Origin of the sequence: Paraburkholderia dilworthii, from assembly GCF_000472525.1 — a bacterium.
Classification (GTDB): Bacteria; Pseudomonadota; Gammaproteobacteria; order Burkholderiales; family Burkholderiaceae; genus Paraburkholderia; species Paraburkholderia dilworthii.
Window position 1 is genome coordinate 33,910 of the sequence record NZ_AWZT01000001.1, and the last position, 23,253, is coordinate 57,162.

Consider the following 23,253-nt stretch of genomic DNA (forward strand, 5'->3'; position numbering starts at 1 on the left):
GAATGGAAAAGGGCGAGAGTCGAAACGGGCGGACGCGCAGCGTTCCTTTCGGGTTCTTTGCGTCGTTCTTTTCTTCCGTAGGCGCGTGCTATGGTCGCTTTCCGAAATAAGCAATGCGTCCTTGCACTGACAACTCGAAGATGGAGCAGTTCTTTATGCGGCGCACTAGCGCCGTCAATTTTCTGCTGGCGCGCCGACGCATTTGCCTGGATAAGATTGCGGCTGCAACGAATGGCGACGCGCAACGCCAGCGCGAAGTCGAGTTCCTCGAGCGTCTGGTGCTCGACGTTCGCGCGGGCCGGCTCAGCACATTCGAATTGACACAAGCGAAAGCGGTTGCGGTGGTGATCACGGATTAATGCTTTTAAGCTATTCCAGGCATTAAACGCGTTAAAAGCGATAGCCGATCGAGACGAACGAAATGATCGGATTGAGCTTCAGCTTCGTCGTGCTCGTCACCGTGCCGACTGCCGACTTCGTTGTCAGCGTCGCACGCGTGGAAAGCCACATATACGACAGCGACAAATCGACGGACCAGTGCTTGTCGATGTTATAGGCAAAGCCCGCGTTGATCACAGGCGCAAACGAACTGCCGAGCTTCGCGGTCGTGGTTCCTTCCAGCGCCGTGCCATACGCGGATGAATAAAGGAAGCTGCCGCTCGACACAGCCGAGCTCAGCTTCACTCCGCTATACCAGACATACGATGCACCTGCGCCAAGATAAGGACGGAAGCGGCTCTGCGGATCGTTGAAATAGTATTTCATCAATAGCGTCGGGCTCCATTCATACGCGGAGCCGATCTGGCCTAGCGCCGCGAGCGAGCCTGTGCCGGTCAGATTGAACTTCGGCGGTATGCCGAGCACCGCGGTGGTTGCGATGTGGTCGGTAAAGAAATAGGTGGCCGTAAGACCGAACGTGTCCGAGTCGTCAACGCTTGCGCCAGTGCCGGTTTTTGTAACGCTCGTACCCAACGCATTGACCGCGAGCGGTTTGCTGGAGTCTTGCGGCGCGAGATGGAACCACCCCGCGCCCAGAACGAAATCGCCGGCACTTTGCGCGTGCGCTGCTGTGCCTGTGAACAATGCAGCGGCTAAGGCGAGTACCCGTGTGTGCTTCATCTCCGTCTCCTTCTTTTGTTATCGGTGATTCGTCAGAGACGATTCTATGCGCACGGTCGTTCGGTTTGTCGGATGCTCTATCGAGTCTTGCCTCTGTAATTTCGTAAGGAATTTCAGCAGCCAAGTTCGCGGACCAAAGCCAAAAGCCCACTGGTTAAGGCGGGCTTCCGGTTGCCTTTTTTTGAAAGAGAGAATCGCGTCGTCACGCTGGATAAATCGCGATGGCGCTGTTCTATTTAACCTTGGCGGAAACTGGTTGCGCAAGCGCTATAGTGAAGATGTCCGGCTCAATCGCCTTCTCTTTTCTTACTTGTTGCGCATCGCGCTGTAGAGAGGCAATGCCCGCTGTTCGAGCATTGCAATGGCCTGAACGGCAAGTTGCGACAGCGTATGCTTGCTGCTCGTCGCGATGGCAAGCCGGCTGAACAAAGTTGGCTCTGTAATGCGGATCACGCGAAAGCGCCGCTTGAGCGCGTCGCTCACGGTTGCGTTGAGCGGCAGCACCGCGTAGCCGATGCCCTCGCTGACGAGATCGAGAATCGACGAGACGGCATCTACCTCCAGTTCGATGTTAAGCCTCACGCCTTGCTCCGCCGCGACCGATTCGAGCATGCGCCGGATCGCGTGCATGCGGCCGGGAATCACCAGCGGATAGCGTGGGATGTCGCGCAATGCAATGGCCTCCACCGGCTTGCGCGCGAATTCCGCTTGCGCCTTGCTGTCGTCTGCGCTGATCAGAAAGAGTTCTTCGGTAAACACCGTGCGCTTGTCGATCAGCGGTGTATCGAACGTGTCATAAAGAACCGCGACGTCGACACGGCCCATCATCAGCCATTCGATCAGGTAAGTAGAGAGCCCCTCAGCAACGGAAATGGTCGCGCCGGGAAACGACGTGCGAAAGCTGCGCACCAGTTCGTTGGTCGCGACCTTCGCAAAGCTCGGCGTGATGCCAATGCAGAAATGGCCGCTCACGGTGCCGCGCAATTGGTCCAGGTCCTGCGATGCGCGCTGTACCTGCGAGAGGATTCCTTTCGAATGAGCGAGCATTCGCTGACCGGCCGGCGTGAGCGTCACGCCACGGCCATTGCGTTCGAGCAGCGTGTGGCGCAATTCGACTTCCAGTTGGCGCACGAGCCTGCTCAGCGCGGGCTGGTTGGTGTCGAGTGTAATCGCGGCGCGCGTGAAGCTGCCGAGCTCGGCCACATGCACAAACGCTTCGAGCTGCTTGAGGTCCATTGCGAGGTATGCGTGAATTACATATCAGCTAGTTTGGTATAGCGATTGTATCGAGCGGCGCTCGCCTCCACAATCCGGCTTACCCCAGCTTACCTGCAACGTTACATATAGAGCCGCGCCGCGCGGCCATCCTGATAGAGACGAAGCTCCGATGAAATCCTGTTTGCCGCCTGATCCTCATCCTGTCCGGCCCGCGCAGCAATTGCCTGCTGGCGCCTGCGACGCGCATTGCCACGTTTTTGGCCCCGCCGATATTTTCCCCTATGCGCCGGATCGCAGCTATACGCCGCCCGATGCGCCCTTCGAGCGACTGGTCGCGCTGCATGATTTCCTCGGCGCGAGCCGCGGCGTGATCGTGCAGGCGAGCTGTCACGGCACCGACAATACGGCGATGCTCGACGCAATTGCGCGGGGCAACGGTCGTTATCGTGGTGTCGCGATAGTCGATGGCGATGTCACCGACGCACAACTCGCCGACCTCGACGTACGTGGCGTGCGGGGCGTGCGCTTTAACTTCGTCGCGCATCTCGGCGGCGCGCCGGATCTCGATGTGTTCGACCGTATACTCGAGCGTATCGAGCGGCTCGGCTGGCATGTCGTGCTGCACCTCGATGCACAAGACATTCTGCAATACGCGGAGCGGATCGCGCGTATCAAGGTGCCGTTCGTAATCGACCACATGGGCCGTGTGCGCGCTGAGGCGGGACTCGATCAGCAGCCGTTTCGCCAGTTGCTCGACCTGATGAGCAATCCGCTCGCGTGGGTCAAGGTCTGCGGTTCGGAGCGTGTATCCGCCGGCCGTCGGCCTTTTGACGATGCGATCCCGTTCGCCCAAACGCTGATCGAAGCCGCGCCCGACCGTGTACTGTGGGGCACGGACTGGCCTCATCCAAACATCAGCAAGGACATGCCGAACGACGGCGAACTGGTGAATCTGCTATTCCGCTTCTGCCCCGATGAGGCATTGCGTGAAAAGCTGCTGGTGACGAACCCCGCGCGGCTTTACGGCTTTCCTGCGTAGTTGCCGCTGCAACCATGTCTTGAACTGCCGCGTGAGACGGCAGGCATGCGGAGAGCGACACTTATCGACTTTCCGCTACTTAATTTCGATGGAGACAAAGATGACCATAACTAATCCCCGCGTTTGCCGGCCCGGAGCGGCTTCATGAGCGAGAGTGCCGTCATGACCTCGTCTGCGCCCGGCGCAAAGAAGCCGTTCTACCGAACGCTCTATTTTCACGTGTTCGCCGCGATCATTATCGGCGTGCTACTCGGGCATTTCGCGCCGTCGCTCGCCGTGAAGATGAAGCCGCTCGGCGACGCGTTCATCAAGCTGATTAAAATGGTGATCGGTCCCATCATCTTCTGTACGGTCGTGACCGGCATTGCCGGAATGGGCGACATGAAGAAGGTCGGGAGAGTAGGCGGTAAGGCGCTGCTGTACTTCGAAATCGTGTCGACGCTCTCGCTCGTGATCGGGCTTGTGGCAGGGCACATTTTTCACCCGGGCAGCGGCTTCAATCTGAATCCGGCCACCATCGACACAAAAGCTCTGGCCGGTTATACGACTGCGGCGCATCAGCAGAACACGGTCGAGTTTCTGATGCACATTATTCCGGACACCGTCACCGGCGCATTTGCATCGGGCAATGTGTTGCAGATCCTGCTCATTTCCGTGCTATTCGGTGCGGCGCTCGCTGCGACCGGAGAACGTGGGCGGCCGCTCATCGCAATGATCGACTACTTTGCGCACACGTTTTTCGGCATCGTTCACATCATCATGAAGGTGGCGGCGATCGGCGCGTTCGGCTCGATTGCGTTCACGATCGGCACTTATGGAATCGGCGCGGTGGTGCCGTTACTGAAGCTGATCGGTGCTTTCTACGCGACGCTGCTCATATTTGTGATCGTGGTGCTCGGGGCGATTTCGCGGCTGCTCGGTTTCAGCATTCTGCGTTTCATGAGCTATATCCGCGAAGAGATCCTGATCGTACTCGGCACGAGTTCTTCGGAGGCTGCGCTTCCGCAGATGCTCGAAAAGCTCGAGCGCCTCGGTTGCTCGAAATCGGTGGTTGGACTCGTCATTCCGGCGGGCTACTCGTTCAATCTCGATGGCACCAACATCTATCTGACGATGGCGGTGCTCTTCATTGCCCAGGCGTTCAACATCGAGCTCAGCCTAACGCAGCAATTGACGCTGGTGGGTGTGGCGATGCTGACGTCGAAAGGGGCAAGCGGCGTGGCGGGCGCTGCGTTCGTCATGCTCACGTCCACGCTACTAGTTTTCCCACTGATTCCGGTGTCCGGCATGGTGCTGATTCTCGGCATCCACCGTTTCATGGGTACAGGTCTCGCGATTGCGAACACCATCGGCAATGGGGTCGCGACACTTGTCGTGTCTGCATGGGAGCACGAACTCGACCGTTCGAAACTGAATGCAGGCATGTCGCGCCGACGCGCGGATTGACCGCGTGAATTGACGTAGCCGCTGTAAAACATCCAGAGATTCTTTCTGACTGCGTGCGCACACGCGCACGCAGTAGGGAAAGCTCGCGCTAAAAAAATACAAGCTGGTCTGGAGACACCATCCATGTGCACAAAAACAAACGGCACGCACCACGTGGCGCGCTTTAACGCAACATGCATTGCAACAGCCTTGCTCGCGTTAGTGAGCGGCACAGCGAAAGCCGATTCTTCACAAGCCGCGGCGGGCGCGGCGTCGATATCGACTTCGTCGGTGCAAATGTACGGGCTGATCGGCATGTACATCGACAGCGCGAGACTCAGCACGACGCGCGCCAGCACTGTGCAATTGGGCGGTGGCGGAATGACGACATCATTCTGGGGGATTCGCGGCCGCGAGGATATCGGCGGCGGCAATGCGGTGATCTTCAGCCTCGAAAGTTTTTTCAGGCCGAATACCGGACAGATGGGACGCAATACGACCGACGGGCTTTTTTCGCGCAACGCGTACGTGGGACTCACCGGTGCATACGGTACGTTCAAGTTCGGCGAGCAAACCAATCCGACGTATATCAACCAGCAACTCGTCAATCCGTTTGGCTCTTCCGTGGTCTTCTCGCCATTGATCGTGCAGTCGTACACGGCGAGCTACAGCAATACGGTGATTGGCGACACCGTCTGGCAAAACGCAATCGAGTACGTATCGCCGAACTACGGCGGGCTGACAGGCACCGCGATTTATAGCGTGAGCAGCACGACAGGACATCAGGGGCGCGACAACATCGGCCTGCATTTGACGTATGCGAAAGGACCGCTGACGGCGGTGTTCTCCGCGCAACGCGTGCGGACTGCGGCGGTTTCGCCGTCGACGGGGCAGTACCTTTATCTCGCCGGCGCTGCATACGACGCGAAGTTCATGAAGGTGTACGGCGCCGCGCAAATGACGAGTAACAACAATGTCGAAACGGGCTCGCACACGTATGAACTGGGCGTTTCCGTGCCGCTCACGCCGTCCAATGTGATTCTCGCCGAGTGGGCGCGCACGAAACACAGCGCACCGCAAAATCGGAGCAACGTGCGCAATACGGCAAGCCTCGCCTATGAGTACATTCTGTCTAAACGCACCTTCGTGTACACGGTGTATTCATACGACAAGCTCACCGCCAATCCGTCCGGCAGCACCTATGGCGTTGGAATGCAGCACACGTTCTAGATGAGCGGCGGAACTCCGGAACCGGGTTCCGCGCTGCCCATTGCTCAGGAGTTGGCCCGCCCCGCGCTGTTGCATGAGGACAAGCGTGCGAATGAACGTGCGAGGAAGCCTCGCGATGCTTCGGGTGCCTTCGACACCTCGATGACATTGCGCCACCAACGCTCCCCGCGATGCGGCGCGCACAGATCGAGCCGCTCGCCCATGCGCGGGGTCGAAAGTGCGATGCCACGCGCGGCGGCGAGTCCCAACACGCGCTCGAACGGGTCGTACCATTTGTGCATAGCCAGATCGAACGTTCCGTTGTGAATCGGCACGAGCCAGCGGCCGCGCAAGTCGACATGGGCTTGGACGGTGTCTTCGGGCTGCATGTGGACATACGGCCATTGCGCGTCGTATGCGCCGGTTTCGACGAGCGTCACGTCGAATGGTCCGAGGCGCTCGCCGATGGTCCTGAAGCCGTCGAAATAACCGGTGTCGCCGCTGAAAAACACGCGCAAATCGTCGTCGACGATTACCCACGACGCCCACAGCGTGCTATTGCCGTCGAACAGGCTGCGTCCCGAGAAATGCTGCGCGGGTGTCGCCGTGAATGCCATGCCGTCAATCTCAACGCTTTGCCACCAGTCGAGCTGCCGCACCTGGCTTGCGTCGATGCCCCATTCGATCAGCCGGTCGCCCACGCCGAGCGGCGTGACGAACACCTTCGTCGTGGCGGCAAGCGCGAGCACCGTTTCGCGATCCAGATGATCGTAGTGGTCGTGCGAAAGAATCACGCCGGCAAGCGGCGGCAAATCGGCCAGCGCGATGGGCGGCGCATGAAAACGCTTTGGACCGAGACGCTGGAACGGCGATGCCCGTTCGGCGAATACCGGATCGGTCAGCCAGAATTGACCGCGCAACTTCAGCAGCACAGTGGAATGCCCGAGCCGGTAAAGGCTGCGGTCGGGCGCTGCATCGAGTTGCTCTCGCGTCAACGTGTCGACGGGCAGTGCGCCTGCCGGGGCGGTTCCCTGCGGCTTGTTCAGCAACACATTCCACGCGATGCGCAAGGTTTTGCCGAATCCTTCGGCCGGGCGCGGCTTGACGTTGCGAAAGCGCTCGCCGTCATGCTGCGGCGACAGTCCGGAGAGCTCGCGCCCGCGCCGCGCCGCAGTGAAACCCAGGACACGGCCGATGGAATCGATGAGCGCTGTCATGTGTGACGTCCTGATCTGGAAAGTAGACTGCCTAGTGTAATTTATAATCTCGAAAAGTAAACCGCTGAGTGTAAAATTTCGGGATGGACCCGACCGTTACTCATCAACGCCTGACCGACCGCAAGCGCGTCGCCGTGATTTCCGCGGCGATCGAGGAATTTCTCGCGGCCGGCTTCGACGCCACCAGCATGGACCGCATCGCCGCGCGCGCGAATGTCTCGAAGCGCACGGTCTACAACCATTTCCCCAGCAAGGAAGTGTTATTCGCGGAGATATTGCGGCAGTTGTGGGACGCGAGTCATACGGGCGAGGCGTTCGCTTATCGGGCGGCCGTGCCGTTGCGCGAGCAACTGATCGAACTGTTGATGCGCAAGCTCCGGCTGATGAACGACGAGGCGTTTGTGGCGCTTGCGCGCGTGGCTATCGCCGCGGGCATTCATTCGCCGGAACGTGCGCGCGACATGGTGGCTCGCCTAGGCGAACGCGAGGAAGACCTGACGGTGTGGATACGCGCGGCCGCCGCCGATAAACGTCTGCGGATTTCGGATCCCATGTTTGCCGCGCATCAATTGCAAGGGCTCGTGAAGGCCTTCGCGTTCTGGCCGCAAGTGACGATGGGGCAACCGCCGCTCGATAAGGCCGAACAGCAGTCAATCGCGGAGTCGACAGCCGATCTGTTTCTCGCGCGCTATGCGTGAGCGCCGATGTGCGCAGGCGTCATGTCCCCGGTCGTTCGATACGACGCGATGCGGTTACGGGTAATTGCCGACCGCACGTCCTGCCATTCGCGTGCGACGGCGCGCGCCGATTCGCGCCTGGACATTCGATAGCGGTTAGCGCTGCTCTGAACTCACCTCTTTAACTCGTTCGTCAAAACGGGCGCAAGTCATGCGTGTGTGACGGCTATGCGTCGCCGTTTTTACCCTGAAACGCGAACTCGCAATCAGTGCAAGCTTCTGCGCGAGCATGCATTGGCAATCGGGCCGTGAAGCCATGCTCGTAGCGAGCCGCGTGCCGCATGATCGTTGCCCGGTTTTTACACGGCATTGCAACTTGTACAGGGACAGAAGACGGCCGCTTTTATGACCGCGTCGCGTCGGCCGATGAGGAGATGATGATGGAACCAGTGCTAAGGAAGGTGATGACCGCCGTGTTGATCGCGGCGCTGGCAGGCGGCAGCCTGGGATGCAAGCGCTCGGGCTCGAACGATACGGCCGGAACCGCGGGCACCGGCGGGCCGGCTGCCATGAGCAGCGGCACGGCGGCGCCTATGGGCGGCGCATCGGCAGCGAGCCAGTAAGCAGCGCGCTACGCGCTCGCAGGATCGTAGGGCACGACGCGTTCGTGTTCCTGGGGTTGATTGCGCGCGACGATCGCTCTTGCTGCAACGGTGTCGTCCAGATTGAACGGCTGATGCGGCACGTCCGGCGGAATAAAAAGAAAGTCGCCCGCTTCGGTAATCACGGACTCGCGCAAGCCGGGGCCATAGCGTGTCTCGACTTTTCCTTCGAGCATGTAAATCGCCGTTTCATAGTCGGCGTGATAGTGCGGTTCGGCATGGCTGCCGGGCGGCACCACCACCATGTACATCGACAAACCCGTAGCGCCCGCAGTGCTTGCGCAAATGCCGACAAAATACGGCAAGCGCTGGTTTGTCATCATCGCCTCGTCGGGGCGGACCCTGACGACGCCTGGCTTTGCATCGTGCAAAACGTTCGACATGGTGCCTCCTTTGCAACAGCGTTATCTGCGTCATGGACGAAAGTCTAGACGATAGACGCGCCGCTTCGGCATCTTGTTCGGAGCCTTATCAACTATGCGATGCGCGTTTCTGTCTGGCGCGCGGCGTGTCTTTCGCATGCAAGATGTCCTTGTCCCGAGCCAACGCCGCGCGCAAACGCGGTACGGCGAAATCGATGAAACTGCGTGTTTTCAGCGGCAATTTTCCCTGCCCCGCGTGCATCAGGCTCACAGGAACGGGCTCCGGTTCGTAGTTGCGCAGCACGAGTTTCAGCCTGCCTTCATCGACCGCGCGCGCCGCCTGATACGACAGCACGTTGGTCAAGCCGACACCGGCGATGGCGGCGTCGATGGCCGCCTCCGCTGTATTCACCGACAGCCGCGCACGAATCGCAACGGCCTGCTGCCGCCCTTGCCCTGGGGCGAAATTCCACACGGTTCCCGAAGGCAGCGAATCGAAATTCACGCAAGAAAAGCGCGCAAGATCGGCTGGCGTTTCGGGCTCGCCTGCTTGCGCAAGGTACTGCGGACTCGCGCACACGACGCGGCCCACCGTGCCGACCTGCATCGCAATCATGCTGCTGTCCGGCAGTTGACCGATGCGCAGCGCGACGTCGATATGTTCGTCGAGCAGATGCAGGTTGCGGTCGGCCAGCACGAGCCGCACGCTTATCTCCTGAAACGTCGCGAGAAAATCGCCGACGATGGGCAGTATATGCAGCCGCCCGAACACGATTGGCGCCGTTACGACAAGCTCGCCGCGCGGCGTGCTGTATTCGCCCGCTGCGGCGCTTTCTGCTTCGCTAACCTGCTCGAGAATCTGCTTGCACGCGGCGAGGTAGGCCACGCCCGCGTCGGTCAGTGCGAGCTTGCGCGTTGAGCGTACGAGAAGACGCGCGTTCAGATGCGCCTCCAGTTCCGCGACTTTACGGCTGACGGTAGGCAGCGGCATATTCAGCTTGCGGCTCGCCGCGGAGAAGCTGCCGCTTTCGGCCGCGGCTACGAGAATCGACATTGCTTCAAGACGGTCCATGAATCCGCGCTCATCGAGGATGAATCGATGGAAAATACCGGATTGCACCGAGTTCTGGAAGAGCGCGCACTCGTTTATGTGAAGCGGCTCGCGCTGTACCCGGCAAATGCGCAGGAGCGCTACAATCGTCATGACATATAGCGATATAACGGAGACACAGCATGCCAAATCTTCAGCCGATCAGCCGCTACCCGGTTCCCGATCCCAGCGCATGGCCCGAGGACATCAGCGCACGCATTCTCGAAGTACAGCAGAAAGCCGGGTTCGTGCCGAACGTGTGTCTGACGCTCGCGCATCGGCCCGACGAGTTCCGTGCGTTCTTTGCCTATCACGATGCATTGATGCTGAAAGAGGGCGGCCTCACTAAGGGCGAACGCGAGATGATCGTGGTCGCCACGAGCGCGGTGAACGATTGCCTCTATTGTGTAGTCGCTCACGGCGCAATTCTGCGCATTTACGAAAAAGCGCCGCTGCTCGCGGATCAGGTTGCGGTGAACCATCGCAAGGCGGACATCACTGCACGGCAAAAAGCCATGCTCGACTTTGCGTTAAAGGTATGCCGCGAATCGGGCTCCGTCGACGAAACCGACTTCCAGACCTTGCGGGAACATGGGTTCTCCGACGAAGACATCTGGGACATCGCCGCAATCACAGCCTTTTTCGGCTTGTCGAATCGCATGGCCAATGTCATTTCGATGCGCCCCAACGACGAGTTTTATCTGATGGGCCGTGTGCCGAAAACCGCTTCGGATACCGCGCAGAAATAGCACTCCTGCGTGCTGATGCAGGACTCATGCGCTCGCCAGTTTCGAACCCAGTGCGGGCGCGTGGAGTTCGGTGTCGTCAATCGGAAAATGCAGCAGTGCGGCGATCAGCCCGCTCGCCACGGTCGCTTGCCACAGCAGAGAATAGGAACCCGTCAGATCGAAGACGACGCCGCCCAGCCACGCGCCGAGAAACGAGCCGATCTGATGGCTTAGAAAGCAGACGCCGAACAGGGTGCCGAGATGGCGTGTGCCGAATACTTTCGCAACGAGCCCACTCGTCAGTGGAACGGTGCCGAGCCACGTCAGGCCCATCACGGCTGCAAATACGACTACCGTCAGGGCACTTTTCGGCAGCAGAAAGAATGCGCCGATCGTCGCGCTACGAATCAGATAGAGCCAACCCAGCACGTAATGCTGTCTGAACCGGCCGCCTAACCAGCCGCAGGCCCAACTGCCGATCATGTTGAACAAGCCGATCAATGCAAGCGCAGTGGCGCCGAGTCCGATCGGCATATGGCATAGCGACAGATAGCCGGGCAAATGCGTGGCGATGAAGGCAAGTTGAAACCCGCAGGTAAAGAAGCCGAGCGTGAGCAGCCGGTATCCTCGATGCCGTGCCGCTTCGGCAAGCATGCTGCGTAGCGACACCAATGGAGCGAGCGGCGGTTCACGAAGCGGCGCGCCGGTTTGCGCGCGCCGGTCCAGTACGATGCCAAGAGGGGCAACCATCAGCATCAGGAAAGCCAGCACGAAGAGCGACGTGGCAATGCCCGCATTGAGCCTGATGCCCTGAACGAGCGGGACCATCAATACCTGCCCGGCCGAACCTCCTGCACTGACGAGGCCCATCGCCATGCTGCGTTTTTCCGGCGATGCCACGCGGCCGACCGCCGGCAACACGACGCCGAACGTGGTGCAACTTACGCCGATACCCACCAGCAAGCCCATGCCGACGATCAACATCGGCCCGCCCGGCGCCACTGCCGCGAGGCCGAGCCCCGCCGCGAAAGTCGTCGCGCCGAATGCGACCACCGGCGCGGACCCGTAGCGGTCCGCAGCCGCGCCCGCGAACGGTTGCGCGAAGCCCCATACCAGATTGTGCAGCGCAATCGCGAACGCAATGAGCGTGACGGGCAGGCCTCGATCGAATGAAAATGGCCCGATGAATAGTCCGAACGTCTGCCGGATGCCCATTGCCGCACTGAGAATGAGCGCGGCGGCGAGAATGACGAGCGTCGTGTGATTGAACGCGGGGGCGAAGCGCTTGCTGTTGGCGGTCGACATGGTTCTGATCTCCTTCGACGCAATGGTCGCAGCGAGGATCAGAAGCAGCAAAAGAAAAGTTTTTGACGACAGATGAGCGCGGCTCACCTGTGCGCAATACCGCTATTGCGATGCGTGCTCATCAACGGTCGTGCCGCGCGAAAACTGCTCGGCTTCCGCGAGTATCCATTGCCTGAAGTCGAGTAGTTCCTGCCGGCGTTGGGCGTTCTCCGCGCCGACGAGCCAGTAGGCGGTGGCCGAAGCGATCGTGCTGGAACCCGCTTCGACGAGCGCGCCGCTCGCGAGGTCGCGATCCACCAACGGCCTGCGGCCGAGCGCAACGCCGAGGCCCATGCTTGCGGCTTCGAACGCGAGTTGGATCGTGTCGACGCGCAAGCCGTCGCCGGGATCGACTCCTTCCGTACCGGTAGCATCGAGCCACGCCTGCCAGTCTTCGCTCGCGGCATTCACGTGGATCAACGTGGCCTTGCGCAATAACGGCATGCCGTGCACGTCACGCAGGGACGCGAGGTAGGCGGGGCTGCATACAGGGACGAGCTGTTCCCCAAAGAGCCGCGTCCACGCAGTTCCCGCAACGGGCGCACGGCTCATGCGCACGGCGAAATCGAACCCGTCCACCGGAAAACCGACCTGGCGACGCGACGTGTCGACGGTCACATTCACATTGGGCCAACGCGCCCTGAAGTTCTGCAAGCGTGGCAGCAGCCAGCGCGACGCAAACGTTGGGGCGCAACTCAAGGTTATGGGGCGGTTCGCGCGATGGTTCGGCAGACGCTGCGTGCCGATTGCGATCAGCGAAAATGCCTCTGAAACATATGCCAGATAATCCGCGCCGCTGGCCGTCAACGAAATGCCGCGCGGTTCGCGCACGAACAGTTCAACGCCGAGCGCCTCTTCGAGACCGACGATACCGTGACTGACCGCACTTGGCGTCACATTCAGTTCGGCGGCGGCGAGTTTGAAACTTTGATGCCTGCCGGCCGCTTCGAAAAAGCGAAGCGCAGGCAAGGGCGGGAGACGTAGCGGCATGTTGCATTCCCTATGACGGCGCGGCGCCCGCGAGGCCGCGTGCGCGCTGTTTCGCGACAGCATACCTCGATGTGCGGATCGTTTCGCGACCGCGTTTCGTTGCAGTGCGCAAACGCGTCGACGAACGTCATTTGGAAAATCTTCGCGCGTGCTGTCGATTCACCGCGGCTTCGATCGTCGTGTCGATATGCGCGGCGATGCGCAGGCCGCACGCCGCGCATTTGCCCATTCCTCCACAGGGAGATTGCAGATGACTGAACTGAACGAAGCCGCGCCGACCCTCAAGCCGGCCCGCGAACTAGCCGACTCGCCGCGCCGCTTTCCCGGCGAAAGCGCTGAATATCGCCGCGCGCGCAACGAGTTGCTCGCTGAAGAAATAGACTTGCGCCGCCATATCGAACGCGTTGCCGCGCAGCGCCGCGCGTTGCCGCCAGGCGGCGCCGTACCGGAGGACTATCGTTTCGAAGGTGAGGGCGGCCCCGTTACGCTGTCCGAAATGTTCGGCACGCACGATACGCTCGTCACGTATAACTGGATGTTCGGTCCGGCTCGCGAGCGGCCTTGCCCGATGTGCACGTCGCTGTTGAGCGCCTACGACGGCGAAATGCCCGACATTCTGCAGCGCGTCGCGTTCGCGGTGATCGGCCGCTCGCCTATAGAGAAGCTTGTCGCCTTCGGGAGAGAGCGGGGCTGGCGCCATTTGCGGTTGTATTCGTCGGCGGGCAATACGTTTAATCGCGATTATGCGGGAGAAGATCCGAATGGCGACGACGTTCCCGCGTTCAACGTCTTCATGCGATCCGGCAATACGATACGGCACTTCTGGGCCGAGGAGATGGGTCCGTGGACCGCCGACCCCGGGCAGGATCCGCGCGGCGCGCCCGACGTGATGCCTCTGTGGACCCTGCTCGACATGACGCCCGGCGGTCGTGGCCGTGACTGGTATCCGAAGTTGGAGTACAACGCAGCGCCGCGTTAGCGCTGTTTTGCGGCGGTTGCGATGACTAAGTCGCGTCTGCTATGCGGCTTTGCTCGAGCGCTGCCTGCAAATAGCCCGGGACGGCGCCCGAACGCATGGGCCGGCTGAACAGATAGCCTTGCACCGCGCGGCCGCCTAATGCCTTAACTACTTCCGCCTGCGACGATGTTTCGAGTCCTTCAACCACGCATTCGAGCCCGAGGTTCTTGCACAGGTCGAGTACCGATTTGACAATCTTCTTCGATGCACTGTTCGAATCGACGTCGGTCATGAAACTGCGGTCGATCTTGATCGAATCGAATGGAAGACGGTGCACGTAACTCAGGCTCGAATAGCCGGTGCCAAAGTCGTCGAGAGAAACGCGGCAACCGGCATGCTTGATCATCGTGAGGGCCGAGCGCGCCTGTTCGAAATCGCGTGTGAGCGCGGTCTCGGTGATCTCAAACGACACGCGGTGCGGCGGCACGCCGCTTGCCGCGACGATCTCGATCAGGCGGCGTGCGCGTGCCGACGTCGAAATGTCGATTGCAGAAAGATTGAACGACAGATAGAGCTCGCCCGGCCAGTGCGGCACTTCGGCGAGCGCTTTATGTAAAAGCACTTCAGTAATGCGCAGAATGATCTCGGTTCGTTCCGCGATCCGGATGAACTCTTCCGGCTTGACGGCGCCGAGCCTCGGGTTATGCCATCGCCCAAGTGCTTCCAGCCCGATCGTCCGGTTGGTGACGACATCGGAAATCGGCTGAAACTCCAGAAAGAGTTCCGACTCCAGTTCGGCGTGACGCAACTCCTGCGTGACGAGGCTCGAGCGTCGAATGCGCGTTTCATGCTCGGTCGAGAAGATCACTGCCGTACCGCGCCGGCTTTCCTTGCCGACGTACAGCGCCGCATCCGCGCGTTCGAACACTTGTGTAACGGTCTGGCCTGCATCCGGAAAGGCGGCCCAGCCGATCGTGCCCGACAGTTCGGCGATATTGCCCGCGACGCGATACGGCTGACTGAGCGCGTCACAAATGCGCTGGCCCAATTCGAACAGCGTCTCTTTCGACTGCGTGTGTTGGGCGAGCACGCCGAATTCGTCGCCGCCAAGCCGCGCGAAGAATACACCGGGCTCAGCCAGCGCGAGCAGTCGCAAGCCGACTTCCTGGAGCACGAGGTCGCCGCTTGCGTGGCCGTAGATATCGTTGACCTGCTTGAAGCCGTCGAGATCGATGAGCCCGACGTTGAAGCCGCCGCCAGTGGCAAGCGCCTGTTCGGATAGCGCCCGCAGCGACGCGAAGAAGCTGCGGCGGTTGGGTAGGTCGGTCAGGCTGTCGATGCTCGCAAGGCGAAAGTTCTCGTCGCTGAGCCTTTGGGTTTTCTCCTGACTCGCTTGCAATTCGCGTTGCGCATGCACGGCGCCAGAGAAGGTCCGGTAATACAGTTCGATGATGAAAGCGAGCGCGAGCCCGACGAGCGACATGTCGATCGCCATCGCAATGAAGACCGGCGAGCCCGTGAAGACGAGGAACGTCGCAAAGCTTAGGATCACTATGGACAGAAGCAGCAATGCGGCCGCGCGCAAGTGCATCAGGCAGAATACGCAACCCACTACGGTGGTCGCCATGTAGAACGCGACCTGCACCTGCTGGTACGCGGTGCCGTACGGCAGCAGCATCAGCGACCAGGCGGTGAACGCAATGCCGAAAGTGCCGGCGAGCCAGATAAGCTTGCGTGCCTCGGACACGGCCTTCTCGGGCGTGGGCACACGGTGCCGGGCCCGCCACCACCGTATGCATCGAACGACGCACAACGTGCACAGCGCGCCCGGCGCGTAGACCGACAGCCACGCCGGCGCGCTATGCAAATGCGTGACGGTGACGGCTAACGTGTTGACGAACAGGATGAAGTAAAGAAGCGGAATCTGGCGGCCGACCGCCTGGAGCTGCGAACGCACGAGATCGGGGTCTTCTTGCGCCCCGGACAACGCTTGCCTCAATCTGGCTATTCCAACCATTCCTGTCCCTTAACGTTTGCGCCGCATGCGCAGCCTGGTATATCGGCAGATGCCGATCGGACCTTGAGTGCGTTAATGCGCCGTTCAGCATCGCCTGTAAAGCGGTAAGTACGACCTACGGGACTGCGGCGACAATGCGCTTGCGGGTCTTTACGGGTAAGTTTGACCTTGGTACGGCCGTTCAAAGCCTGGGACACGACAGCACGCGCAAAGGGCCCAGCATCGTACCCGGCTCCCCATGCGTGGCCGGACTGCCCTGCGGCACCGTGGAGACGAGGCGCACTGCATTGTCGCCGGCATTTGCCAGAACATATTTTTCGGCGCTGTTTTCCGGCTGCCAGTAAGCGCGAAACACGTCGTTTTCGCCGAACACGAGTAGCTTGCCGTGCACCGTTTTTGCTCCGCTAATGAGGTCGACGGGCTCGCCGTCGCGAACCTGAAACGCTTGGGGTGTGGCCGAATTCGTCCCGCCCGCGAGCATCGCGCAAGCATTTTCATCGGCTAAGGCAGTCGTGCACGAGAGCGCGCCGAGCAGCGCAGATGTTGCTATATGGCGAAAAATCATCTTTTTCTTTCTCCCGATTGTTGGCTCAGATGGCGCGACATTGGGCGAATGCGCGTAGTCGTCCCAACACCGTGACATAGTAAAAATTTGTCCGCGAGCCTTTCGGTCTGCGCTAAAGCACTGAAATTGCAACGGATTGTGATACGCGGCCCGCGCCGGTCAAGCGGGAGAAACACGTAAGCGCGCGTTTCTTATGGCACTTTGCCGACGAAAATCGTCAAATCGGCTGTGGGCGGGTGATACAAGGCTTACACGCAGCGTTTGCGCGAAAGCGCGCCTATGCGTTAGTGTGTCGGTCCCGGCGCGACAGATGTAGCGCCGGTTCCATGATTACCATACGGGAAGTGCTATGAACAAACAGGAACTGATTGATGCAGTCGCCGCAGCAACGGGCGAAAGCAAAGCGGCCACTGGCCAAACCATCGACGCTATCGTTGAAGCGGTGACTAAAGCCGTTGTTGGTGGCGATACGGTGCAACTGGTCGGTTTCGGTTCTTTCTCGACAGGCGCGCGCGCAGCACGCGTGGGCCGCAATCCGTCGACGGGCGCCGAGATCCAGATCGCCGCAGCCAAGACGGTGAAGTTCACCGCAGGCAAGGCGTTCAAGGAAGCCGTCAACGCGTCGTAATGCAACGCGCTCCACGCCGGAGCATCCGCAATGCGCTGTGATAGCGCGGCGCGAGCGATGCCTCGGGTGTGAAGAATCACGCGCTGCCCAGCCCCGGTAAGATGGACCCATCGGGGGAAGGGGCGGCGCGTGTGCCGGCTTTCTGCGGTTGGCTTCGCATTGAGGCCGCGTACCCGATCAGCCCGCGCGGCGTTTACGGGTCGCTTCAGCGAGTGTTTCGAGCACCGGTTCGGTTTGCGCCCAGCTTACGCAGGCATCCGTAATCGACACGCCATAACGCAGCGGCTCTCCGGCCTTCAGATCCTGACGGCCTTCTTCAAGATGACTTTCAAGCATCACGCCGATAATGCGACGCTCGTGCGCGCAAAGTTGTTGCGCCAGATCCTGCACTACATCGAGTTGACGCAAATGCGATTTGCCCGAATTCGCGTGCGAGCAGTCGATCATCACCTGTTCGCGCAAGCCTGCTGATCTAAGCGCTGCACAGGTCGCGGCCACCGACGCGCTGTCGTAGTTCGGTCCCTTCTTGCCGCCGCGAAGAATTACGTGGGCGTCGTCGTTGCCGCGCGTTTCGAAGATCGCGGCCATGCCCATTTTCGTCATGCCCATGAACGCGTGGCTCGCGCGCGAGGCCACGATCGCGTCCGCTGCGATTTGCACGCCGCCGTCGGTGCCGTTCTTGAAACCGATCGGGCAACTGAGGCCAGAAGCCAGTTGCCGATGACTCTGGCTTTCCGTTGTGCGCGCACCAATTGCGCCCCACGCGATCAGATCGGCGATGTACTGCGGACTGAGCAGATCGAGGAATTCGGTGGCGGTGGGCAAGCCCAGGCCGTTGATGTCGAGCAGCAATTGCCGTGCGAGACGCAGTCCTTCGTTGATGCGGAAACTGCCGTCCAGACGCGGATCGTTGATATAGCCTTTCCAGCCTACTGTGGTGCGCGGCTTTTCGAAGTACACGCGCATGATGATCAGCAGGTCGTCTTTATACGCACTGGCGGCGGCTTTCAGCTTATGTGCGTATTCGATCGCCTGGTCGTGGTCATGAATCGAGCAGGGCCCGACGATCATCACGAGGCGGTCGTCGCGCCCGTGCAGAACATCGGCGATCTCCACGCGTGTCTTTTCCACCAGCGATTGCACCGCGACCGGCACGGGCAATTCATCCTGCAATAGAGCAGGGGAAATCAGCGGGCGGACCGCGCCGATGCGAACGTCGTCGATGCGCGTAGTGTCCTGCGTGGCGTCGGCCGAGCCGACTTCCTGGTCGTGCAGAGGATTGTCGATGGCGCTCAAGGTATTCTCCCGGACTTTCGATGTGAGTGGGCCTCGCGGCCTTGAATAGGGGTGTCTTTGCGTGTGATTCGCTGCCGGGATTATGACACTCGCATGCCGCCGCCGAAACGGCGCCGATCGGAGCCGCTCGATGAGCACCATTGCAGCCGCCGGATTGCGTTCCTTGAAGCCGCTGATCACGTAGAAATAAACATCGCGTGCGGCTGCTTTCGCGGGCGGTTCTGCACACGTTTCCAGATCGCCGCGTGTAGTGCCCACAGACAGTTGAGACGCGCGTTCAGCCCATGCGTCGCGTGCTTTCGCCGAATAACCTTTGGCCTTTATCGGTCGTGGCCGATGATGCGCGCATACCAAGGCTACGATCGGCGCGTCGGGCCAACTGCCGGCGGCTCGCGCATTGTGTCGATTGTGCCGGTGCCCGCGCAGTAGTAGCGCGTATTGCGTCATGCCGCTTTCATCAGCCGGGCCGCTGCGCGATACCCGTATAGGAAGGAAGTCAGCAGGACGGTCTTCGCACTTCGTCGAAGAAACCCGCTTGCCGAACGGCGGTCCCAGTTAAAGCGGCGACCGCCAGACTGCGGTGTAGCATTCCACCATGCCCACCTTCTTGCCCGGCCCCGGCGCTGCGCAGATTCAACGCATACCGACAAAGGTCGCAAGCGGGTATAGGGCAGGGACCCGCGCCAACGATACGCATGGTGGCGTCGGCCGTGACGACGGCATTGATGGGAATACATCATGTCAACCGAGTGGAAGCGCCGCGCCAGGCTGTTCATCCAGCGTTTCTGGCAGCCGACCAGTGCCTGCATGACCTGCATGCCGGGTAGTTGGGGCAATGTCACAAGCCTTGCCCACTGGACGATTGCATTTCAAACAGGCCTCTTCACCGGACTCCTCGCCGTGCTTCTGACTTTCACGCCTGCGGCGAAACTTTACGCGCATCGATGGGGTAATGCGCTGGTCGTCGGCCTCCTGACAGCGTTGGGCGACGCCTACTCGCACGAGAGCCACTACCGCATCCCCTATGCCGAGCACATAGTGACGGGCGTTATTTCAGGTCTCCTGACGCTCGTTGCCTCATACCTCTTCGAAGATCGCGCGCGTCGCATTCGGCAAGCATGGACGCGTGTTTTCGGATAGTTACCCCTAGATTTCCTGAACCACCCCGATCGAAAGGAAAGAGGCTCGCCGGCTTCTGCCGGTCGTCCCTTGAACCGTCATTCTCACCTCTACAATCCGAACGCCGCCACGCGGCTGGTTGTGCCGACGTACACGTGACCATGCGCGATCATTGGCGTAATGAACTTGTTTCCCGCGCCGAAGGTGTGCGTCGCGCCAGACTGATTGCTGTTGTAGAGTTCCTGGCCGAGATCGCCGGCGTTAAAGGCATGCAAGGCGCCAACGGGGCCGTTCTCGGCGGCCCAAACGATCGCACTCGACGTGCCATTTGCCGAAACGCTCGGCGTCGCGCCAGGGTAAGGGAAGGTGCCGGAACTGCGCAAGGTAGACGTTCACGTTCACGAGCGTTAGCGCCTGCCGCTGGACGCACAGATGAAGCCGATACACGCTGTGAATCAGCCCCGCCGCTCATCTTGCTGGACGCGCGCGATTGAACGCTCGACAGATGTTCGCGCATTGCTTAATTACGGCCTGTCACAGCCGCTCGATAATGGCTCTTGCCGCGGTCGGATTGCGCTCCTTGAAGCCGCTAATTACATAGAGGTACACATCACGCCCGCTTTTTGCGGCGGTCGTGGCCTTGAATGGCCCGAGATCTTCAGGAATTGTGCCTGCGGCAAGCTGGCGTGCCCGATCCGCCCATGCATCGAGCGCCTTCTTCGAATAACCTTGGGCTTCCTTTTCAGACGTGCCCATGATGCGGGCGTATACAAACGGTGCGGTGAGACTAGCGATCTGCGGATAATCGCTATCGCCGGCTAGAACAATCGCCACGCCGTATTTGTTCGTCAGCGCGACAAAGGCTTCGTTGCGAAAACTCTCGTGCCGGACTTCGACCGCATGCCTCAACTTAAGTCCGTCCAGCTTCTTCGGCAGCAAAGCGAGAAACGCTTCGAAGTCCTCGGCGTCGAATTGCTTGGTCGTCGCGAACTGCCAGTTAATCGGACCGAGCTTGTCTTTCAGGTGCACAAGGCCACTGTCGAAGAAGCGTTCGATACTGTCACCGGCTTCGGCCAATACCCGCCGGTTGGTTGCGTAGCGCGGCGCCTTGAGTGTAAATGCAAAATCGTCAGGCGTCTCGTCGTGCCACTTCATATAGCTTTCGGGCTTCTGCAAGCCGTAGAAGGTCCCATTAATTTCGATGGTCGAAAACTGGCGGCTCGCGTATTCGAGCTCGTGTTTTTGCGTCAGATCCTGCGGATAAAACACTCCGCGCCATGGGGCATAGGTCCAGCCTCCAATGCCGACCCGGATTCGCGGTTTCGTGCGTGTTGCCATATGCGGTTTTCCTCGTCGCTCCGGTTTGCCTAACGGCGCTCCGGTGCCGATACCAACGTTAGCAGTTATATCTTGCGTCCATACCGGGGTGACCTGCAAGTCGCTGTTACAGTTGCCGTGCCAATGGTAGCGGACGCGTTGTCATGTTACCGAAATCGGAGAACTCGTTAGCATAACTGCTCACTGCTCACTGCTCACTGCTCACTGCTCACTGCTCACTGCTCACTGCTCACTGCTGACGCAGGCCAGACTTGTCTTTAGTCCTTCGGTGCACCGGTTCGCGACAAGCGCAGAACATTCCAGGTCATCGAACGCGCCGAAATGCAGAAAGACCAACCCCAATAGACAGTTGACAATCGAAACCCGTCGGGCAAACGAAACAATCCTTCCCGTCGCGACCATCTGTGTCCTCATGCGTGCGGACGCCAACGGCACCGCCATCGCTTTATGCCTGCCAGGAATGACTGTTATCGACGGCGCCTGCCTTCTTCGAGCGGGCGCCGACCTTCATCATTTGCTCACCGTCAACCAACAGGAGCAAAGCGATGAGCAACTTCCAAGCCTACACGGTCGATAACGCACCGGCCGCGTCGAAAGCCAGCCTCGAAGACACGAAGCGTGCCTTCGGCTTCGTCCCCAACCTGCAGGCGCATATGGCGCAATCGCCCGCGCTGCTGGCCGGTTACTCGACGCTGTGGGATCTGTTCTCGAAAAGCACACTGACGCCGCATGAGCAGCAGGTCGTCTACCTGAGCTCGAACTTCGAGAACAACTGCCACTACTGCATGGCCGGTCACAGCACGCTTGCGAAGATGATCAAGATGGACGCAGGGGTGATCGCCGCGCTGCGCGCGGGCACGCCGCTGCCCGATACCCAGCTCGAAGCGCTGCATCGCTTCACGACGCTCGTGGTGCGTGAGCGTGGCTTCGTCCCCGACGCCGATGTCGACGCGTTCCTCGCCGCTGGCTACACCCGTCAAAACGTCCTCGAAGTGATCCTGGGCGTGGCAACCAAGGTGATGAGCAACTACACGAACCACATCGTCCACACCGAACTCGACGGCTTCATGGCTGGTAACGAGTGGACTAAACCGGTCGCTGTCGCTGCTTAGGCCGTCTTCGGGAGTCCTCGCGGCTTCCGTCAAACCCCATACCGAAGAAGCGCACCGAGGAACCGAAGTGTCCCCGCTCACCGCTATAAAGATGCATACCTCAACGCCGGACTGACCCGTACGCGGGACGGCGTGCTCGAAATCCGGTTCCATACCGACGGCTCGCTATCGCAAAGCAGCCGCCGCTCACCACCAGGTAAGCTCGCATCGGACTCACCCGGCGCTTGCGTCGCGTGTTCGACGAGGCATCGACTACGGCCTGGCGCTCGAAGGCATCACTGCGGCCGAAGTGGCACGCATTGCATCAGCGCAAAACGCAGCCTGAAGCTACTGACTCGTTAGTTCCTCTTCCTCTACACCTCTCGACGGAGAACACTCATGTCACTGCAAGACAAACTCGACGCATTCCGGGCCGACTTCAAGGCAGGCAAGCCGCCGTTCAACGCACCGCCGGAGATTCATCCGGTGATGGAACGCGCCACGGCAGAACTGATTGCGAGCGGGCAGGCGGGCCGCGCGATCAAGGGCGGCGACCGCGCGCCGCATTTCGAACTGAAAGATCAGGATGGCAACGACGTGTCTTCCGCTGCGTTGCTGGTGAAGGGCCCGCTGGTGGTGACGTTCTATCGCGGCGTCTGGTGCCCATACTGCAATATCGAATTGCAGGCGATCAACGAAGCGCTACCGGAGATTCAGGCCTACGGCGCGAGCGTCGTGGCGATCTCGCCGCAAACGCCGGTCAATAGCCGCAAGTCGGTGCGCGTCAACGAACTAGGTTTTCCGGTGCTGAGCGACGTGAACGGTCAGACGGGCGCCGACTTCGGATTGCGTTTCACGTTGCCCGACTATCTCGTCGAGTTGTACAAGAACCTGAAGAACGATCTGCCGGCGTTCAATAACGACCCCAACTGGACATTGCCGATGCCCGCGCGCTATGTCATCGGACAGGATGGGATCGTGCTGTATTCCGAAGTCAATCCGGATTACACGCGTCGTCCCGACCCGTCGGACATGTTCCCGGTTCTGGAAAAAGCGGCGTCCAACGCCTGAGCTTACCGCTCAACGCTCAAAGCTCGCCACGCCACGCCGCGCCGGAGAACCCGTCGCGGCATTTCGATTCCTTCCGGTTCGTCAAGCACA

General features: G+C 60.3%; 23 protein-coding genes and 1 pseudogene. 12 read left to right on the forward strand and 12 right to left on the reverse strand.

Annotation, left to right across the window (positions count from 1 at the left end):
- The first annotated feature begins 155 nt into the window (after positions 1 to 155).
- Positions 156 to 359: a hypothetical protein gene (locus tag F759_RS0100150; protein WP_027798047.1), complete on the forward strand. Its 204-nt coding sequence runs from the start codon at positions 156 to 158 to the stop codon at positions 357 to 359.
- Between the two features lie 31 nt (positions 360 to 390).
- Here the strand turns inward: F759_RS0100150 and F759_RS0100155 are convergent, their stop codons facing one another.
- Both F759_RS0100155 and F759_RS0100160 read right to left on the reverse strand, forming a co-directional pair.
- Positions 391 to 1,119, reverse strand: coding sequence for an OmpW/AlkL family protein (locus F759_RS0100155; RefSeq protein ID WP_027798048.1), 729 nt, complete (start codon positions 1,117 to 1,119; stop codon positions 391 to 393).
- A 306-nt stretch (positions 1,120 to 1,425) separates the two neighbouring features.
- A complete protein-coding gene (locus tag F759_RS0100160; protein ID WP_027798049.1) occupies positions 1,426 to 2,355 on the reverse strand; it encodes a LysR family transcriptional regulator in 930 nt (309 codons plus the stop codon).
- Between the two features lie 151 nt (positions 2,356 to 2,506).
- Here F759_RS0100160 and F759_RS0100165 point away from each other — a divergent pair, with 151 nt between their 5' ends.
- The 3 genes from F759_RS0100165 (at position 2,507) to F759_RS0100175 (ending at position 6,031) form a co-directional block, all read left to right on the forward strand.
- Positions 2,507 to 3,376 (forward strand): amidohydrolase family protein, encoded by an 870-nt coding sequence (locus F759_RS0100165; RefSeq protein WP_027798050.1) that lies wholly within the window; start codon positions 2,507 to 2,509, stop codon positions 3,374 to 3,376.
- Positions 3,377 to 3,520: 144 nt separating this feature from the next.
- Positions 3,521 to 4,822 carry a dicarboxylate/amino acid:cation symporter gene (locus F759_RS0100170; RefSeq protein WP_027798051.1) on the forward strand — a complete coding sequence of 434 codons (1,302 nt, stop codon included), beginning with the start codon at positions 3,521 to 3,523 and terminating at the stop codon, positions 4,820 to 4,822.
- Between the two features lie 123 nt (positions 4,823 to 4,945).
- Complete coding sequence (locus tag F759_RS0100175; RefSeq protein WP_027798052.1) at positions 4,946 to 6,031, forward strand: porin; 1,086 nt, start codon at positions 4,946 to 4,948, stop codon at positions 6,029 to 6,031.
- Between the two features lie 44 nt (positions 6,032 to 6,075).
- On the opposite strand, the gene F759_RS0100180 is transcribed toward F759_RS0100175, so the two are convergent.
- Positions 6,076 to 7,227 carry an MBL fold metallo-hydrolase gene (locus F759_RS0100180; protein ID WP_027798053.1) on the reverse strand — a complete coding sequence of 384 codons (1,152 nt, stop codon included), beginning with the start codon at positions 7,225 to 7,227 and terminating at the stop codon, positions 6,076 to 6,078.
- A gap of 83 nt (positions 7,228 to 7,310) precedes the next feature.
- On the opposite strand from F759_RS0100180, the gene F759_RS0100185 reads away from it, so the two are divergent.
- Entirely contained in the window at positions 7,311 to 7,925 is a 615-nt protein-coding gene (locus tag F759_RS0100185; protein ID WP_027798054.1) for a TetR/AcrR family transcriptional regulator, read from the forward strand.
- A gap of 419 nt (positions 7,926 to 8,344) precedes the next feature.
- Positions 8,345 to 8,527 (forward strand): hypothetical protein, encoded by a 183-nt coding sequence (locus tag F759_RS0100195; RefSeq protein ID WP_027798055.1) that lies wholly within the window; start codon positions 8,345 to 8,347, stop codon positions 8,525 to 8,527.
- 8 nt (positions 8,528 to 8,535) lie between these two features.
- Here F759_RS0100195 and F759_RS0100200 read toward each other — a convergent pair whose 3' ends face one another.
- Complete coding sequence (locus F759_RS0100200) at positions 8,536 to 8,949, reverse strand: cupin domain-containing protein (protein ID WP_027798056.1); 414 nt, start codon at positions 8,947 to 8,949, stop codon at positions 8,536 to 8,538.
- An 88-nt stretch (positions 8,950 to 9,037) separates the two neighbouring features.
- The gene (locus tag F759_RS0100205) at positions 9,038 to 10,000 is read right to left on the reverse strand and encodes a LysR family transcriptional regulator (RefSeq protein WP_027798057.1); all 963 of its coding nucleotides are present in this window, start codon (positions 9,998 to 10,000) and stop codon (positions 9,038 to 9,040) included.
- Positions 10,001 to 10,161: 161 nt separating this feature from the next.
- Here F759_RS0100205 and F759_RS0100210 point away from each other — a divergent pair, with 161 nt between their 5' ends.
- Positions 10,162 to 10,767 carry a peroxidase-related enzyme gene (locus F759_RS0100210; protein ID WP_027798058.1) on the forward strand — a complete coding sequence of 202 codons (606 nt, stop codon included), beginning with the start codon at positions 10,162 to 10,164 and terminating at the stop codon, positions 10,765 to 10,767.
- A gap of 24 nt (positions 10,768 to 10,791) precedes the next feature.
- Here the strand turns inward: F759_RS0100210 and F759_RS0100215 are convergent, their stop codons facing one another.
- The gene (locus F759_RS0100215) at positions 10,792 to 12,051 is read right to left on the reverse strand and encodes an MFS transporter (protein ID WP_027798059.1); all 1,260 of its coding nucleotides are present in this window, start codon (positions 12,049 to 12,051) and stop codon (positions 10,792 to 10,794) included.
- Positions 12,052 to 12,153: 102 nt separating this feature from the next.
- Entirely contained in the window at positions 12,154 to 13,080 is a 927-nt protein-coding gene (locus F759_RS0100220) for a LysR substrate-binding domain-containing protein (RefSeq protein ID WP_027798060.1), read from the reverse strand.
- 250 nt (positions 13,081 to 13,330) lie between these two features.
- On the opposite strand from F759_RS0100220, the gene F759_RS0100230 reads away from it, so the two are divergent.
- The gene (locus tag F759_RS0100230) at positions 13,331 to 14,059 is read left to right on the forward strand and encodes a DUF899 family protein (protein WP_027798061.1); all 729 of its coding nucleotides are present in this window, start codon (positions 13,331 to 13,333) and stop codon (positions 14,057 to 14,059) included.
- 25 nt (positions 14,060 to 14,084) lie between these two features.
- On the opposite strand, the gene F759_RS0100235 is transcribed toward F759_RS0100230, so the two are convergent.
- Together F759_RS0100235 and F759_RS0100240 are read right to left on the reverse strand one after the other, a co-directional pair.
- Positions 14,085 to 16,055 (reverse strand): putative bifunctional diguanylate cyclase/phosphodiesterase, encoded by a 1,971-nt coding sequence (locus F759_RS0100235; RefSeq protein ID WP_027798062.1) that lies wholly within the window; start codon positions 16,053 to 16,055, stop codon positions 14,085 to 14,087.
- Positions 16,056 to 16,236: 181 nt separating this feature from the next.
- A complete protein-coding gene (locus F759_RS0100240; RefSeq protein ID WP_027798063.1) occupies positions 16,237 to 16,620 on the reverse strand; it encodes a hypothetical protein in 384 nt (127 codons plus the stop codon).
- A 349-nt stretch (positions 16,621 to 16,969) separates the two neighbouring features.
- On the opposite strand from F759_RS0100240, the gene F759_RS0100245 reads away from it, so the two are divergent.
- Positions 16,970 to 17,248, forward strand: coding sequence for an HU family DNA-binding protein (locus F759_RS0100245; RefSeq protein WP_006049832.1), 279 nt, complete (start codon positions 16,970 to 16,972; stop codon positions 17,246 to 17,248).
- Between the two features lie 177 nt (positions 17,249 to 17,425).
- Here the strand turns inward: F759_RS0100245 and F759_RS0100250 are convergent, their stop codons facing one another.
- A complete protein-coding gene (locus tag F759_RS0100250) occupies positions 17,426 to 18,544 on the reverse strand; it encodes a 3-deoxy-7-phosphoheptulonate synthase (RefSeq protein ID WP_027798064.1) in 1,119 nt (372 codons plus the stop codon).
- Between the two features lie 738 nt (positions 18,545 to 19,282).
- Between F759_RS0100250 and F759_RS0100260 the strand changes: the two genes are divergently transcribed.
- Entirely contained in the window at positions 19,283 to 19,684 is a 402-nt protein-coding gene (locus F759_RS0100260) for a hypothetical protein (protein WP_027798065.1), read from the forward strand.
- Between the two features lie 89 nt (positions 19,685 to 19,773).
- Here F759_RS0100260 and F759_RS0100265 read toward each other — a convergent pair.
- Positions 19,774 to 20,043, reverse strand: a pseudogene (locus F759_RS0100265) (pyrrolo-quinoline quinone); the annotation flags it as partial.
- Positions 20,044 to 20,197: 154 nt separating this feature from the next.
- Positions 20,198 to 21,001: a DUF72 domain-containing protein gene (locus F759_RS0100270; protein ID WP_027798067.1), complete on the reverse strand. Its 804-nt coding sequence runs from the start codon at positions 20,999 to 21,001 to the stop codon at positions 20,198 to 20,200.
- 545 nt (positions 21,002 to 21,546) lie between these two features.
- Between F759_RS0100270 and F759_RS0100280 the strand changes: the two genes are divergently transcribed.
- A complete protein-coding gene (locus tag F759_RS0100280) occupies positions 21,547 to 22,113 on the forward strand; it encodes a carboxymuconolactone decarboxylase family protein (RefSeq protein WP_027798069.1) in 567 nt (188 codons plus the stop codon).
- Between the two features lie 378 nt (positions 22,114 to 22,491).
- Complete coding sequence (locus tag F759_RS0100285) at positions 22,492 to 23,163, forward strand: peroxiredoxin-like family protein (RefSeq protein WP_027798070.1); 672 nt, start codon at positions 22,492 to 22,494, stop codon at positions 23,161 to 23,163.
- The last annotated feature ends 90 nt before the right edge of the window (positions 23,164 to 23,253 follow it).